A 16884-nucleotide genomic window follows, 5' to 3' on the forward strand; every position below is an offset into this window, starting at 1 on the left:
ATTATTTTTTAACTAACGCTTAAACGCCTGATGTGCAGTTTAAGCGTCTGCTTATTCCTCTTGTTAGAATGACCTGCGGGATAACCACCCACAAAATGCAGACAACTGGTTTCCAATAAAAGGTAAAGTGGTGCATGTTCTCTGCCTGATCTCAACGAAAAGTCTATTGAAAAAGTAGCTTTGATTTATTAGTACACAAGAAAATGTTTAACATTGAACAATAAAAAAGGACTGGCGTCACATGCTCGCAAGCCCTTTTTCATTTCTAAAAGTGCCTCTTTAAAACAGTACCGCTCGTACTAGAAGTCTTCAGAAATAATGATCGATAAGAAGCCCCTTAAGGTAGGATCCTGATAATTAAAAGGTCGTCTAGGTTTGAAATACACTTGTATCTCATCGCAGGGAAACGTAGTGCGCTCAGTTTTCGATATGATGATATTATCACTAATGTCTATTTCTCTAAACGAGCCACAACGAACACTAAACCATGCCACTGCATTGTCGATTTTGCCGAACACATCAAAGTTTAACAGTTGGCCGTTATCACCACTCACCGGGATTCTAGCACTGGCTTCATAAACAGCATCTAGATGATACTGCTGTTGCAGATCTTCTAGACGACAATCATCATCCCAAAACTCATGTCTATTGGCACAATGACCATCTAGATCCCAAAAACCGTGCCTCCATGGGGCCTGAAGGATATCCCTTACTGTGGTGACATTCAAATCTCTTGCTAAATCTAAAGTGTATTTAACCCCGTTAATATAAATGGGATCAACAAGTGAAGGTGAGTATTGAATCGAATAGCCAGTATCGAAGTCAGAGGCGCGAAGCATATCAATACAGTGATTTTGTTTTTCTTTGCTCTCTAATTGACCGCTACAACTTTCATCAAGAAAAGGCAGACTCTCTTGCTGAGAGTGTGATGCTTGGCTCCACATTGATGCCAACAATAAAGTACTGGCAACCGTTAATGTTTTATTACTTATTTTCATTTCAGTCCTTTTTAACCTGTGCAAATATAACACTCAAAAAAGGTACAACAAATAACCAACAAAACAAAGTGCTTACATAAAATTTAACAAAAACGTTTATTAAAACAAAAAATATACACTTTAATATGCGTGATTTTCCACAATATGTAGTTTCACCACCACTGATGGGGTTACGCTACCAATGGATTCTGATAGCGTAGCAAACATGGAAGATCACCGTGTGGATAAACTTACTTCTTTATTTTAAGTTTCTGCATACAAGTAAATGTCAGAGAGCTGCAAACCATAGAAAATAACAGGAACAAGCATGATGCTTGCTACAATGAAAGATAGCGTAAGTTGTTTCTTTTGTTTGCTTTTCACGTACTTCAAGCCAAAAGTGACAAGCAGGAGTAAAGGAAGCAAGTAATGTACTTTTATTAACGGCACTAATACAAACAATCGTGTAACTTCAACAGGATTTGGTAGGTCATAAGCTTGGATCACCAGTGGCGCACCCACTAAAGTACCCAGAGCTAACGTAGTGACATAAAGAAGTATTAAGAACCACCAAGGCGTGGTTTCAATAAATTTGATCATATTTCTGTTTGTTTAACCGTAAATTAACGCAATATCACAGGTATCTCACAACATACGTGATGAGAGCCTCACTCAGGGTGCTAATTCTATTTCATAAATTGAGTAAGTAAATAGCTAAATCAACAGAAGTTACACACTCTCATAAATTCATAGAAAAACAAATAAATGCATAGGTATTGTGGCCACCATAAAAAGGAGCATATAGCCAATAAAATTAGTCACTTAAAAAGGTATAGAGAATAAAAATTACTAATAAAGAGGAAATGAGCCGAGTATTTTTTCTGCACAACCGAGAGAATGTATCGAGCAAGTTTGAACACTGCCTGCTTATATCGTTACTTATCCATAACAGGCAGTGACTCTTTATTGCCAGTAAGTGTATTTGCTTTATTTACTGATTTGAATGGCCTCCAATCTAAAGCCTTCTTTTTTGTCCTTCACCTTTAAAACAATTTCCTCTTTCCCGTCCTGGTTAAGGTCATGGCTATAAATATCGCTTGAAGATTTTGGTAACGAACGCTTAATTCGTTTCGCCCTTCGTGATAGCCCTCTTTTTTCATCACCAAAATACACTTTGAGTTCATTGGTGTCAGCTCTAATCAGCAAATCCGTTAAACCATCACCATTAAAATCTTTAAAAATAATCCCTTTTCCAGCTCCACTACTGGACTCATTCATATTCATCGCTATCTCGAAACTTTTCTTTGACGCCGCCTTCTTCGAAAACTGTTTATCTTTTTTACCTTTAAAAATGCTAATCGCACTATCAAGCGTCACCTCTTTATTTTCCATTGCAGCACTGGCGATTGAAATAATATCCATAAAGCCAATATCAAAAGAGATCACAGCTAGATCATTGACTCCGTCTCCATCAAAGTCGCCAATGTGAGCAATAGAACTCGTTTCTTCCAAAGTCAGTTGGAGATCAGGGTTGTCTTTAAAAACCAGCCCATTATTCGTTTGCTGAGAAAAGAAAATGCGATGAATACTTTCACTGTCTAAATCTTTGTCTTTATCGGTATCATCAGTGAGGCTCTCTATGATGTGGATATCTGGAAGACCATCATTGTTAAAGTCTCTTAACTTTTCAATTCGCTGTTTACTTTCACTGTCAATCTCAATAAGTGTTTGCAATTGCTTGCTCGGCCCTTGACTGGTTGCCAAAAAGTATCGCACTGCTTTTTGCTCGTAAAACATCAAATCATCGATACCATCTCCATTGATGTCGGCGAGTGTAGGAAATTGAGGCAATGTATGACTGACAGTAAAGTGTTGCTCAGTGACATGAGCCTCTGTTTTTGCGCGTAATGGAAGTACAATAGAGGCAAACTTTCCGTTCTGTTGTTGCACATACACGGTCTGCTCTTCGATACCTGGTAAATAAAAGTCGGTCAGGCCATCCCCATTCACATCTAACGTAAATGTCTGATATTTAAAATAAGAAAAAGCATCAGCCGTAAATAAAGAACTGGTATTTACCAGCTGCTGTGTTTTTGTTAACCCTGCGTGAAAAACACCTTGCTCAGTCAACACAAATGCTTGGGCACCTTGGTGATTTGCAAGTTTACCAAGGCTATACATAATTGGCTTGTCAGGCAGAGACAATAGACTTGTTTGCTTGCTTTTTAGATCGATTTTTTGCAAATAGGCCGCTTCATCATTACCAGCCACAAAGGCTGAGTCTTTGTCTAACATGATGAGCTTGCCATCGGCATTATATTGTAAGTTGATTGGGTCATATGCGTAAATCAAGCTGCTAAATAAAGCCAAAGGGAGTAGTCTTTTCATATCTTAATTCCATTGAAATATGTCGTATTTTTTTGTAATGATTAGATAAAATTTAATATCGCTGGTTATTTTCGTCTGTTTCTTTACTATTTCTACTGGGTCATTTCACTCTTTGGCCACTGCCAGGCATACCACATAGTCATCAGAGACAACAGCACTTCTAGACCTGTAAGATAAAGGTAAAACCCCCAAACAGTTTCTAGGTTAAGGGCTATCAGTAGCACAACAAATAAACCAGGGATGATAATATTTAATCTTCGGTTAATAGTGGGTTTTAGTGCCAAAGTGAGAAAAATCATGACACTTGGTATGGACATTAACAGCGCAACAGCGAAAAACTCATATTGAATTCCCTTTCTATCTGCACTGACTAAAAGCGCCTCAGACATAACACCAGGTACATACACTTCAATGTAATCACCGTAGACATAGCAAAACATCACTGCTATCCAAAGCGCTGAAATCTTAAGCTTTACATTTATTTTATAATCTTCAAATGGGGTAGAAATATCCTTCGTCGTATTCATATTCGCTCCGCTGTTTAATTTGAGCCTTGAGTTAGGCAGTAGTTGACGGAGCTAAACGATATAACTTATAAATAGTTAGGTCGTCCGAGACTATAAGCGCGGACACTTTATTTTGATTGAGCCGCTCAACGGAAAGTGATAAAAGGAACAAAGTTTGGCCAACCCTATCGAAATTATCCTGACGATGATGATTGTTGGGCAAGTATGTATCAGTGTGCCTATTCTTTTTTCGCGTGTAGCAACGCATGCGATAAACTTACCCTTGGCGTTATTTTTACTCGCCAGTGGCATTTTGGCCTTAAATTCGGCTATTTCTGCGGTATTGCCTGCTTACTACCCTATTTACACAGCCGTCGCATTCCCAACTTTATTTATGCTTTGCCCTTCTTTATGGCTTTATGTTCAAGGGCTCACTGCCGATGCACCTTGGCAATTGAAAAAAAGATGGCTTAAACAGTATGCTTTAACAGCACCAGCCATACTCCTCTCGATGATGATATTAACCTTACCCAAAGAAATTCATACCGCCATTTTCGTACATGATAAAGAGATCAACGACCCTTTTATCAGCACACTTCTTATCGGTATTTTAATTATGATGCTACTTTGGCTGTTGCAATGCGCATATACACTGTTAAAAATTGTCCGCAGATTGAACCAATACCGTAAAAAGCTCAAAGATGTTTTTTCTAATCACGATAATAAAAATCTTAACTGGATGAATTGGCTGCTTTTAATTTCCGTAAGTGTATGGTTATGCTCTGTAGTTACTGTATTTTCCTCAAGTTTGTTTAATCATGCCCTATTCAATAGCAACACGGAAATGATCCTCTCTTTGATTTTGATATGGTGTATGACCCACTTTGGTTTGCAACAAAAGCCCGCCTTAGCACGTTTAGAGAGTGATGACATAAATCAGGATAAAAGTGAAATTATCATTACTGACGATAACACAACACATGATCAGCGCTGCGCGACAAAAAAATACCAACGCTCCGCTTTAGATCAAACACAATCAACACGAATTGCGACCAAAATAAACTCAGCAATGGAGCAAGACAAACTCTATTTAGACTCAAACTTGTCACTACACAAACTCTCAAAACACTTGAATGTTTCACCAAACTACCTATCCCAGACGTTGAATGAAACGTTATCCGTTAGCTTTTTTGATTTTGTTAATCAATGGCGGATTGAGGCTGCCAAACCTAAAATTTTAGCCAATCGCAGTACTGTGCTAGATATTGCATTGGAGGTAGGGTTCAATGCGCGTTCTTCTTTTTATAAAGCATTTAAACAAGTAACAGGACAAACTCCCAGCGAATATCGCAAAGCGCATGTGAAAAGTTAACAGCCTTACTTCGGATAGAGCGCATGATAGGGTGGCGCCTTATGGGCGTGTAAAAGTGAATAAGCTTGATAGTAATATCACCGCTTATCCACTTCAATCGTTTTGGGTTAGGGACCTAACGTAAACGCGGGTAGATTTCTGGGATCACAGCTTCATTAAGCTCTATCATTTGATAGTATGCGGCAATTTCCTCTTCTGTAAAATCGCCTAATTGTATTTCGACATACATCTCATAGCCATGCGACTTTTGTGTGCTTGGCACCGCGCCTAATTGATAGATGTAGTCTAAATAGTGAATTGGGTCTACATCTGACCCTAATAGCGCATCCTCTAAAATAATTGGGGTTATCCCTGCTTCAATTAATTGATAAACTGCATCATACAAACCTAACTGAGATACCACGCCAGAAATCACCGCTTGTGTCTTGCCTGCCGCTTTAATGTCAGCAATCACAGGGGCAATATTTTTATAATTCACAACATTGGCATTTTTACGATATTTTGATGTATAAGGCTTACCTTTTTTATTCACATGAAAACTCGGCATGTAGCTAAATAAAAACTCCTGCTCTAAACCTAAAAATGTAAACCTAGGCTCCGTGGCTGGTTTATTATCATGCTCCGCCTTATTTAAGCTCATATCATCCATATTAAAATTGATCATCGCCATTTTATGTCGTTCACCTTGATACAGCTCATTTCTTTTTCCAACTGCATAGCGTGGGCTGTAGATCAATTTGTCCTTAGATTGCATCGACTCCATAATTTCACTGGCCTTTGCTAACTTAACCCCAGCTTGCTGTAACCGCTTGAAAGTGGGACGTTCATAAATTTCTGTCGAAAACGTCGCGTCACTCGCTAAATAGACATCAAAGCCCATTTTTTTAAGCCCTAACACGGTTTGCATCACACAAACATCCGTTTCTGCACCCGCAACAACTACCCGAGAAATACCAGCATCTGACCAGGCTTCCATGGCCGCATGTATGTCAGCTTCGCGTGTTGAGTTAAACGTCTGTTTAAAATAGCTTTGCGTATTTTCATCAAGTGCTTGCTCGATACGCGTTATATAGGGCGTATAATCTAAACCCATATCGGTTTCGAAGGCTTCATATGTAATGGCAGTTGGCATATTCAAATCATTGGCTTTTTGTGCCAACTGTGCGATTCGGTCAATGCTAGAATGCAACTGAGGATCGACATTTTGCGCTGGTATTTCCAGCTCTGGATAGAAGACCTTGACCCAAAAGTCGTCACTGTCCATCACATATCCTTTTTGAGCATCGATGATGAGCAAGCCCGTATTTTGAGCGCTCAAATGAACGTGTTCGCTTTTTTTGGTTTCATGAGCGAATTGCAGCCTCTCATCAATGTTACAAGCCGACAGTCCAAACGCCAATGACAGTACTAATAAAGACTTTTTCATAAATCACCTATTTAATTATCCTTTTCAAAGTAAGTTAACGGTTGATTTTTAAACAACCATCGATACTTCAACGTTTTGTTAACAAAGTCAAGCGAGGATAAATCAAGCGATTTTTGTCTTGATTGCTTGCTTTTAAGCGATCAGATTAAAAGCAAGCAATAAAAGCACTCAAAAATTAGTGAACTGAGACTCAATACGTGACATGAGGAAATAAAAAGACAACCATACTTTGAGCAATTCCATACAGGCCAACCTCGCATCGTCCGATATGTATGCGATCATACTCAATATACGACCAGTGCCAACACCAAATTACCCCTCTAAAATAATATAAACCACTGAAATACTTGCTTACTTTATAAAAATTCAAACATCAAGCAAAAGTCACTTCAACTTCAAGCCATTAAAGTCAGCTCAGGTAGATTCTCCTTATTGAAAGCGAAACCAACACTACAAAACCGGAGAACCCATGATAAAAACAATATACTGCTTGTTAATTGCTACAAACTCAATTTTTGCCACCAGTTCAATTATGGCCAAGGAGGTCGACACTGAATTGCATGGCCCTTACTTAGGACAAACACCGCCAGGTAAAACAGCTAAAGTTTTTGCACCTGGGTTGTTGAGCACACCAAAAGACCGAGAGTACACGATTTCGTTTACCCCAGATTTGAAGGAACTCTATTATACGCGAATGGACGCTGATACTAACAAGTGGTGGACAATGACGTACAAGCAAAACAACAATCGCTGGTATGGTGCCACATTAGCGCCAAGAGTGGGCCGTCCCACTCTATCGCCAGATGGTAATACCTTACACCTTGGCAATAAGTATATTGCTAGAACAGACTCAGGCTGGTCACCAATCAAAAACTTAGGTCCAATGTTCGATAACAAGGATTGGGGTATTATGCGTTTATCTTCATCATCTTCAGGTACCTATATCCTCGATGATTATAAAAATGGTGATTTACTTAGGATTTCTGAGGTAAAAAATGGGGTTCGGCAATCACCAAAACCATTACCTGCACAAATTAATACCGGTAAATGGAATGCACATCCATTTATCGCCCCTGATGACAGTTATATTATTTGGGATGGAGAAAGAAACGGAGGTTACGGGGACACTGATCTTTATATCAGTTTTCGAAAACCTGACGGGAACTGGGGTAAAGCGCTTAATTTGGGACCAACAGTGAATACTGACGCTGGTGAAGCAGGCGGTTATATGTCTCCAGATGGTCAGTACTTCTTTTTCAATAGAACGACGAGTACGGGAAATGGTGATATCTATTGGATAGATTCAGAGTTTATTGAATCACTTAGACCTTAATCCTCATTGTCGTTGAGAACAATGAGCTCTTCAATCATTTTGTATGGCCGCAGCAAGCTTCGGCCATTTTGCTTTATCTCAATCGAGCTAATTGCTTTTGACGTGTTGGCTCAGTGAGATATAAAAACTGCGAATAGTCATATGCAGCGTTGATGAGCATTTTGCCATCTTTATTACCAATCCATATCATATCTGTTTTACCAGACAATAAGTCATGCTCAACCAGTGTGTATTGATTACCCTGCTCTAAAGTGACAAAAAGTGTATTTGATTCGGTTGTCACGCCGATTATCCCTGCATCTGGTGATTGCCAAATGCGTTCAACTTCACCAGCGCCACCACGCTTAAAAACTGCTGATGCATTCGAAAAGTATATATTATCCGATTCATCCAACCCCATTGAATAGCAAGACAATCTCTTACCTTTAGCTTCGAAGTCTTTCAATTCACCTGTTTTCAAATCGAACTTTGCTGCGTGAAACCCTGTACCATTCGGTGAGCGATAAGATACCAATAAAGCATCACTATGATGATATGCTTCGCGAAGATAAAAAGAACTGTGCGTATGTGGGATCGCTTCCATTTTATTGGATGCAACCTCTATGCGGAATATTGTATCTTTGCTCGCCGTAAATACAGATTTACCATCTTTTGACCACGCAATGCCAAACAGTTCAACATTGTCTGGGTTTTTAAATAATAGCCGCTCTTGGCCTTGCTCATATATAAATAATTGCTTTTGACCAAAACGATGTGACTCGAATACAAACACAGTAGGATCGGGTGAGAATACAGGCAAAAAGTCTACCGATGAGGAATTAACTAAGGGTTTTAAGTTATTAATATTTTCTCGCTCGGCGCTTAAAATATCGACATCCACCTTTACAAGCTCCATGAAAATTTCTTGCCCGCTGGGTGAATAAGTTGCATCTCGTACAATTTGATAATTTTTAAACGGTAACTTAGATATACTCCCTTGCAGATCAACAGAGAGTATTTCATTACGTTTACTCAGCAGTATGCTTTTTCTATTAGGATGCCAGCTCAGCCCACTTAACCCATCTTCAACCGTCACAAGCGTTTTCAGGTGTCCACTACCTAGGTCAAGTAAGTCCACTCGATACTTATTTTGACCCGCTTCAAAACCCAATGCTATATGGGTTTCATCAGGGGACAATGATTGCATTAAGAGCCAATCCGATTGTTTTGATTGGTGCAAAACATGCTTTTTCTTTGTGATGAGGTTATATGAAACGAGCTGTGTATCACTGCTTGCCCGATGTTTTTCGGTAAAATAAACCGTATTATCAGCAGCCCAATCTAATCTATGGCTCGAGATCACATGATCCTTGGTACGATATGCTTCCTCTTGCTCAAAGGGGCTCATCGAAACCAAATCCAGTGTGGTAAATTGTAAAGATGAACCAGCCTGCTCTCTTATTGTAAATACCAATCCATTACCATTTGGGCTCCACCCCAAACTTAAATAATCTGCCGACTGGCGAGAAATGCGCTTTTCCACGCCTGTATCAAGTTGTTTGATCCAGATATGTTTCGTGTTTTTCGCTTCTCGGATAAACGCAATATACAAGCCATTGGGTGACGTCATAAATGCAAATTCATTCCCTGAACTACTGCTAATAGGCAGCAGATCTGAAAAATCATTTTTATGAGGCAATTGATTTAAAAAGATTGAAATGAAAACCGCTACAATTATCAAACACGTAACACCCCCTCCCAACACGAGCTTAAAAGCGTTTAATTTAGGGCTTGGTACGTCTAAACTATACCCTCTTTTAGGGTGAGTAATGATAAGAGACGGTTGCTTAGCGTCGTCATCAAAAGCCTTTCTGAGTATGGCGATACATCGTTGAACTGAACTTGGGTTAAATATTGCTTTCGGCCACACTGCACTAAAAATCTCTTCCTGACTTACCACCTCCCCTTTATGGGAATACAAGTAAACCAGCACTTCCATGACTTTCGGCTCAATGTTAATTACCTCGTTAAAACCAGTAATTTGACACCGTTTAGCATCTACGTGATAGCTCCCTATTTCTAACTTCAACTCAACGACTCCTAAATAAGCTTACGATTCATATACTAAGGTTTTCTTAAGGCAATCTCTAGCAGGATTTTATAGCATAAATAGTACGCTTTAATACACGCTGCCCGCTCACTTAACAAAAAACAAGAACGAATCATGGCAGTACTCTCTACCTTAATAATTTTACTCAGCGCATTTTTGTTGTTTCAAATTCAACCTATTTTATCTAAAGAGCAATTATCTCAATTTGGCGGAGGCGCGTCTGTTTGGTCAGCTGGCTTATTTTTCTTCCAGACGTGCGTATTATTGGGCTACTTATACATTCACTTTATCCGTCACTTACGACTACAATGGCAAGTTGCACTGCACCTAATCTTGTTAATCATGGCAGTGGCCGTTACATATACACACGTTGAGAAAAACATACTTGGTATGTTACCCCCTCCTTGGTCAGTGGTTGTGTCTCTTGCCGCACAAATAGGCCCCATTTTTATCATGTTAAGTACGACATCCGTACTGCTACAAAAATGGTACTGTTTGATAAATCAAAGCTCAGTACCTTATCACTGGTATGCACTCTCAAACTTTGGCTCCCTTGTAGCTTTGCTTACTTTTCCCTTTATATTTGAGGTTTACTTCGGGCTCACCACACTCAAAGAGCTATGGTTTTTAGCTTTGCTGGTATTCGTGGTGTTGTTTTTCGCGCTTATGGTATTGCTCATACCCAAAATGTCTCAAAAAACATCTCTAAACCCAATAAAGCCAACCTCAGTTCATTTTAATAACCCGCTTAGATGTATCACTTTAGCAGCACTGAGCTCCCTACTTTTGAGCTCTACCACTTTTATGATCAACGTTAACATACCGCCAATGCCTTTAACTTGGGTTATGCCTTTAGCGATTTATTTAATCACCTTTATCATTGCTTTTTCTCTTACTGTAAAAAAGCGCAGCTTTTACACCTACCCAGCTTTGATATTTGCAACTTTGGCAGGCATTTTGATGTACTTTTTAGGTAGCAAATTTAATGCTGTCGCTCAACTGAGCATGTATGCGCTCATCTTATTTATCTGTACATTGAGCTGTCACAGAGCGCTTAGACGAATTGCCCCTAACCAATATTCAATGACCTCATTCTACATTTGTGTCGCTTTTGGCAGTGTGCTTGGGAGTTTAACAAGTTCAGTTTTAGCACCTGTAACCTTTAACCTGCCAATAGAATATCCTCTTACGCTCATCGCGATTTTTTCCGTGCATGTATATCACTATACCCAACGCTCTGTTTCTAAATACATGAAATTCGGATACATAAGTCTTTTAATGTCAGTTGCTTGTGGTTTCATGGTGTTAAATAACACGTACACAAAGCTTAACGTGACCACCGAACGGAACTTCTATGGGATACTCACGGTTAAAGACATCACGATTAACAACATCATTGAACGCCGCCTCATAGATGGAACAACCATTCATGGTTACGAATTAATGAATGGTGTCGGCTTAGATTTAGGCTATTACCATGAAAATACCGGTGTTGTTAAAGCCATTGAGACCTTACAAGTAAATGGTCCTATAAATTTGGGGGTTATTGGCCTAGGTGCAGGAGTGCTTGCACAAAATGGTAAAAAACATGACACCATCACTTTCTATGAATTAAACCCAGCGGTTTTTCACATCGCTAAACAGTATTTCAGCTATCTAGATAATAGTTTGGCCGATATCAACGTTAAGATAGGTGACGGTCGACAACTGGTTGCCAAAGAGATCGCCCAAGGCGCCTTTCAACTCGATGCGATTGTCATTGATGCGTTTACAAGTGATGTGATCCCAACGCATTTACTCACCATTGAAGCATTTGAGCTATATTGGCAAAGAATGCACAATAATGGTGTATTGATCATGCATATTTCCAATAATCATATTGATCTCATGCCTGTTATGGCAAGCCAAAGCTTACGGTTTAATAAGTCACTATTGCTTTTTAACTCTCAAGGAAATGAAAACTCTCAGTTGGGTTCTAAATGGGTCATTATGACAAACAATGAGGCATTTCTTAAATCAATGCCGATATCTACTCACGTAGATAGGTATGCATTTAAAAACCAATTAACAACACTATGGACAGATGAAAAGCACAGTTTATTACCCTATATAAAGTTATGAGCTTAGATCCCATTTTGATAAAACTTCGTGTAGTCACTGTAATATATGGCTACACGAATACTATTCACTGCATATTGCCTAGCTTACATCTTTAATATAACTAATTTTGTCATTTTTAAATTCAAAGTAAGATTTACCTTGTACTTTAAGCTCATCGCCCTCTTTCAGCCCATTTGGCAGATCTACCGCGAGTACGCCTAAATAATCAATGCCAATCTGTGCCATTGTGTCGTTGACAATACAATGAGTCACTGTTTGCTTTCTTTGACTAAACAGTTTTGCAGACTCATTGGCAAGATCTTCAAACTCTTGCTTGCCTTCGGCCCTGACATTCACCTCACCATTAGACTCATTTTCAAACACAATGCTATCATCAAATAACGACAGCATACCCTCAATATTAAACGCATTGTAACGCTCGATATATTGATTGATGAGTGCTGTTTTGTCGCGCTCTAGCATTTTAACATCCTTATATTTTAAAATAGCTGATTAAATATCAACCTACAGACAAAGCACTAAAAAATCAAAGGATCAAATCTAGATAAGCGACTGGAAGTATAAAAGTTGCTAAAGAGCGGTGACTGCTCTTTAGCAACTCGGTTTACTGATTGGGAGATTGTTTTATTGAAAAAATTCGTCCAAAGCCACTTTAAGGTGTCTTTGCATTGCAGCGCGATGGTACTTTCTAACACCATAACTTTGCTCTAAATGAATGAAACGTTTTGACGATGCCTCAGCACTTTTGTGGCAGCTATCAACAGAGTCATTACTATGACGACCTTGCACATTCCAAGTGCCGCCTAAGCTTTTCGTATCATTACCATACACACATGCCTTGATCACTCCTTCATCTTCTACACTTCGACGTATAGAGTGCAAAATACTATGTTCATTAGGGTTTGTTGAATAACGGACTGTTTCACTCAGGTTAAGCATTAAATCATTATCAGTGCCACACTGAGCTTGTAATTTTGCTCGTGTTGTTTTGCCAAAACCATGGTACTGAATAAAAACAGTGGCTAAGTCATAATCACTCATGTATTCATGCACCACTTGAAACAAAGATTCGGTTTGATGCGCAACATCACTGGCTGAGTAATTTGTACCTGTACACTCACTGATCTCATGACTGCTGTCTCGTCGTGTGCCAGCCAGCATAAGTAACTTTGTTTGTGTATATAAAAAAGCGTCTATCGCTTGCGTACCCGTAAAAGAATCTCTTTTTGGATGCGGTGCCTGTAACACAGCATTGGTGCCCGAAGTATTGAGTACATAGGTCCCACCACCAATAAACTTATCGCTTGGAAGTTGATACTTCTCTTGCAGTAAATAATATGTTTTATCTGTATCTACATCATTAAATTGAATGACTTGATAGTCCAAATCGTTTGCAAGCTCACTGGCCATGGGCCAATTTTGCTGATGAAACGCTTCAAATAACATCTGAAACTGCATTTGATACTGGTGGCTTGGCTGGACCCACTTGTTGTCTGCTTTTGTACCGTAATTGTAAGACTTTAAATGCTTATCTAACTCACCAGACATCACCACCAAGGCTTTACTGGGAAAACTTACAAGCGTTAATAATAATAACAACAAGGTAAAAAGCACGTAAATTGCTAATGGACGTGCGCCATTCGTTAAGCGAGCAGTATCAGTTTCAAATAGTTGCATAAAACACTCCAGCGGTGTGTGTCGAGCTGTCATAAGCAAGCATCCCTGGGTAGCCAGTACCAAAGTACCAATTTTCAGCAAGTAACCATGTCAAAAGTTGCAGTTATTATTACCAATATCTAAACAAAAGCTCTACTAAAAGCTTTAAAAATGAGCTTTTGGTATTACATCATAAAAGGAACAACTCTGCTCAAAATAGCTAGTTAGTTTTGTAATTTCATAAAGTTAGCAGACTGATACGACCACTTGATGATTTTTACATCTAATAAAATTGAAGAACAGAACAAGAAAAACACAGAAAGTATTTTATAATCAATAAGTTAATTTAAATTTTGGATTGTATTACAGATATGACAGATATTTTTGCTTAGAGCAATAGGTATTAGATTAGTCGCGACAATCCAATACCTATAGATTAGAAGTGTTCAAAGAATTGAGCTTGGGGAGACTTAGTTAACGCGTCAGGCCATACGGTTGTTACTAATCGTTTGGATTGTGCTTTGGTGTGACCAAGTGCCAACAAAAGCAAGCCAAGCATTAAGCACGTTCTACCGGATCCGCCTTTACTGTGCACCGCCACAGTCTGTCCTTGTGTTATGACATGTAATATATGCTGCAAATGCTTTTGCCAACGCAGTCTAAACTCTTCATTTGGTACCCCGTCATCAGGCATTGGAAATTGCCACCAGTACAATTCCACGCTAGCGCAACCAGCCTGTAACCCAGTCACACCACTTTGAATGAGTTCTTCATCACTCATCAGCGTGATCACGCCTGCTACATTAGCCTCTTTGAGTTGCTTCAAGGAAGAGAAGAGTGCAACGCCTTTAGTACCCGGACATGGCGTTAAAAAGAATGTATATCCAGACTCTGTCTGAAACGTGTCAAATGGATGTGTTGTCATAGTTATACCCCTCGCTCTATGATCTCACTATTTTACTTAGGGCAAAGGATTCCCCCTTGAGGTCACGTATAAGTCATACCAATCATGTCTCTCAAGGCAAATTTCGATTGCCTGTGTTGCATTTTTTATCCTTTTCTCATGGGTTGTACCAATCACTGGCTGAACCTTAGCTGGATGACGTAATAAAAACGCCAGTACGATTGCCTCTCCACTCACTTGATACTTATTTGCCAGTGTTTTAACTAATTCCGTGGTTTTTCGTACTCTTAGCTCATCAGAGTATAACCCGTGTTCAGAAAATTGCCCTTTTGCCAAACTTCCCCAGGCTTGTAGTTGAATATTATTGCTTTGACAGTACTCGATTGTGCCACTTACAAAGTCAACCAAGTTACTGCCTTGAGTACCAACCATTACACCATCATCCAACCAATCAAGCTTTGCTAAACTCATTTCTATTTGGTTAGCAATGATGGGCAAGTCTAACTCCCTTTGTAAGAATGAGATTTGGTGGAGGTTCATATTAGATACAGCTATATGTTTGATTTTTCCTTGATTATTAAGTTCTATTAGCTGCATGGCCAGTTGCTCTACGTCCATAAGGGGATCGGGCCTATGCAGCATCAGTACATCTAAATACTCCAAGTTTAAACGAGCCAAAATTCCATCCACTGATTGTCGCACCCATTCAGCAGAAAAATCATAAAGGCCCACATGCTCCTTATTCTTCTTTCGTATCCCACATTTAGATTGAATGACCATATGTGATCTCAATTCAGGCCTTTCAGATAGTACTATGCCAAATACACGTTCTGCTCGCCCATCTCGATAAATGTCAGCATGATCAAAAAAGTGAATATTTGACTCTAAGGCACAATCAATGACTTTATGTGCTTGTAATACATCAGCGTCTAAAACGTGTGGGCCTTGTCCGCCTAGTCCCATGCACCCATAGGCAATTGGGCCTACTGTCGGAAAATACTTTTGAATCGGTAAGTTCGTTTTCATACTTTATTCCAGCTAGTCGTAAAACATATCTGGCTATATGATATTGTTCTATATTTTGAATAAAAGTACCAAAAAAAGAAATCTGTGTTCATTTATATGAACAATAAGTATTGGAAAGATCGAGTGAATGAACATAAACGCGTTGAATTGCTGCTGCTTTTTGTCAAGCTAGCTGAAGAACTTAACTATACAAAAGCCGCAAAAGCACTTGGGATCTCTAAAGGTCAGCTCTCAGATAAAATCAAACGATTTGAGCAAGTCCTTAATGCCCCATTGTTGGTCAGAACAACCCGAAGTGTGAAGCTTACCCAATATGGCCAGCAAGTGTTTGAGCAAGGAAAATCGATCAGAGGTCAACTGTTCGAATTAGAACGCAGTGTCAATACAGAAAAAGTCGAAGGTATAATTCGGCTTACAGCGCCACGTATGTTTGCGCAAATCTATCTGCCAAAGCTCTGTGCAGAGTTTAAAAAACGCTACCCTAAGGTGGAGTTTTCTATTAATTCTAGCTATACAACACACAATTTAAATGACAAAGACTACGACGTTGCATTTAGGGCAACCGTGTCTCCTCCACTTAATATGGTGGCCATCAAGCTATTTGACTACAGACATATTATTGTCGCATCGCCCAGTTACTTAAGAAGCCACGCTCATATCAACCAACCCAGTGATCTCACCGCGCAAGCCTGCATCGTCGCCAATGGACAATCTAAATGGCATTTTGAACATACGCACGTGATGGTGAATGGTTGGATGTCTAGTAATGACAATATGCTCATCAAACAATATGCTATTGAAGGCGCAGGACTTATCCGCATCGCAGACTACTTTGTACAAACACAATTAGACAATGGACAACTGGTTGAGGTGCTACAGGCATACCAGTCTCCACAAAATGGGATGTTTCTTGTTTACCCTCAATCAAGTCAAAAAGCGCATAAAATCAAAACATTCATTGATTTTATAAAAAACTATTTTATCCTGGATTCAGAATAATTTTTAAAGGAACGTGTCAACAGGCCCTACATATATCCTTTATTAATCGCCTCTGGCGCTGGCGGGCCTGAAAGCACATTTCCTCAT

At 39.3% G+C, this 16884-nt stretch carries 14 protein-coding genes; 4 read left to right on the forward strand and 10 right to left on the reverse strand.

The genetic code is table 11. The features are described 5' to 3' along the window. Window positions 1-299: 299 nt before the first annotated feature. The 4 genes from JF50_RS08680 to JF50_RS08695 all read right to left on the reverse strand — a co-directional run bounded on the left by JF50_RS08680 (window position 300) and on the right by JF50_RS08695 (window position 3892). Window positions 300-998: a hypothetical protein gene (locus JF50_RS08680; RefSeq protein WP_039609064.1), complete on the reverse strand. Its 699-nt coding sequence runs from the start codon at window positions 996-998 to the stop codon at window positions 300-302. Between the two features lie 243 nt (window positions 999-1241). Further along, window positions 1242-1577 carry a hypothetical protein gene (locus JF50_RS08685; protein WP_039609065.1) on the reverse strand — a complete coding sequence of 112 codons (336 nt, stop codon included), beginning with the start codon at window positions 1575-1577 and terminating at the stop codon, window positions 1242-1244. 387 nt (window positions 1578-1964) lie between these two features. Next, window positions 1965-3365 (reverse strand): FG-GAP repeat domain-containing protein, encoded by a 1401-nt coding sequence (locus tag JF50_RS08690; RefSeq protein ID WP_039609066.1) that lies wholly within the window; start codon window positions 3363-3365, stop codon window positions 1965-1967. Window positions 3366-3457: 92 nt separating this feature from the next. Beyond that, a complete protein-coding gene (locus JF50_RS08695) occupies window positions 3458-3892 on the reverse strand; it encodes a DUF6326 family protein (protein ID WP_039609067.1) in 435 nt (144 codons plus the stop codon). Window positions 3893-4046: 154 nt separating this feature from the next. Here JF50_RS08695 and JF50_RS25995 point away from each other — a divergent pair, with 154 nt between their 5' ends. Then, window positions 4047-5243 (forward strand): helix-turn-helix domain-containing protein, encoded by a 1197-nt coding sequence (locus JF50_RS25995; RefSeq protein WP_052262195.1) that lies wholly within the window; start codon window positions 4047-4049, stop codon window positions 5241-5243. A 115-nt stretch (window positions 5244-5358) separates the two neighbouring features. Here JF50_RS25995 and JF50_RS26000 read toward each other — a convergent pair whose 3' ends face one another. Then, the gene (locus JF50_RS26000; RefSeq protein WP_052262196.1) at window positions 5359-6669 is read right to left on the reverse strand and encodes a cysteine hydrolase family protein; all 1311 of its coding nucleotides are present in this window, start codon (window positions 6667-6669) and stop codon (window positions 5359-5361) included. A 469-nt stretch (window positions 6670-7138) separates the two neighbouring features. On the opposite strand from JF50_RS26000, the gene JF50_RS08710 reads away from it, so the two are divergent. Beyond that, entirely contained in the window at window positions 7139-8002 is an 864-nt protein-coding gene (locus tag JF50_RS08710) for a PD40 domain-containing protein (protein WP_039609068.1), read from the forward strand. 73 nt (window positions 8003-8075) lie between these two features. On the opposite strand, the gene JF50_RS08715 is transcribed toward JF50_RS08710, so the two are convergent. Beyond that, window positions 8076-10070 (reverse strand): winged helix-turn-helix domain-containing protein, encoded by a 1995-nt coding sequence (locus JF50_RS08715; RefSeq protein WP_052262197.1) that lies wholly within the window; start codon window positions 10068-10070, stop codon window positions 8076-8078. Window positions 10071-10205: 135 nt separating this feature from the next. Here JF50_RS08715 and JF50_RS08720 point away from each other — a divergent pair, with 135 nt between their 5' ends. Then, on the forward strand, window positions 10206-12212 hold the full coding sequence (locus JF50_RS08720) for a spermidine synthase (protein WP_052262198.1): 2007 nt from the start codon (window positions 10206-10208) through the stop codon (window positions 12210-12212). A gap of 78 nt (window positions 12213-12290) precedes the next feature. On the opposite strand, the gene JF50_RS08725 is transcribed toward JF50_RS08720, so the two are convergent. From JF50_RS08725 to JF50_RS08740, 4 genes are all read right to left on the reverse strand, one after another. Continuing rightward, window positions 12291-12674, reverse strand: a complete 384-nt coding sequence (locus JF50_RS08725; RefSeq protein ID WP_039609070.1) for a nuclear transport factor 2 family protein — start codon at window positions 12672-12674, stop codon at window positions 12291-12293. Window positions 12675-12836: 162 nt separating this feature from the next. Then, entirely contained in the window at window positions 12837-13889 is a 1053-nt protein-coding gene (locus JF50_RS08730) for a hypothetical protein (RefSeq protein ID WP_039609071.1), read from the reverse strand. A 415-nt stretch (window positions 13890-14304) separates the two neighbouring features. Beyond that, window positions 14305-14793, reverse strand: a complete 489-nt coding sequence (locus tag JF50_RS08735) for a hypothetical protein (RefSeq protein WP_039609072.1) — start codon at window positions 14791-14793, stop codon at window positions 14305-14307. Between the two features lie 36 nt (window positions 14794-14829). Continuing rightward, window positions 14830-15798, reverse strand: coding sequence for an aldo/keto reductase (locus JF50_RS08740; protein ID WP_039609073.1), 969 nt, complete (start codon window positions 15796-15798; stop codon window positions 14830-14832). A gap of 123 nt (window positions 15799-15921) precedes the next feature. Between JF50_RS08740 and JF50_RS08745 the strand changes: the two genes are divergently transcribed. After that, complete coding sequence (locus tag JF50_RS08745) at window positions 15922-16797, forward strand: LysR family transcriptional regulator (protein ID WP_039609533.1); 876 nt, start codon at window positions 15922-15924, stop codon at window positions 16795-16797. The last annotated feature ends 87 nt before the right edge of the window (window positions 16798-16884 follow it).

It is taken from the genome of Pseudoalteromonas luteoviolacea (assembly GCF_000814765.1).
Classification (GTDB): Bacteria; Pseudomonadota; Gammaproteobacteria; order Enterobacterales; family Alteromonadaceae; genus Pseudoalteromonas; species Pseudoalteromonas luteoviolacea_H.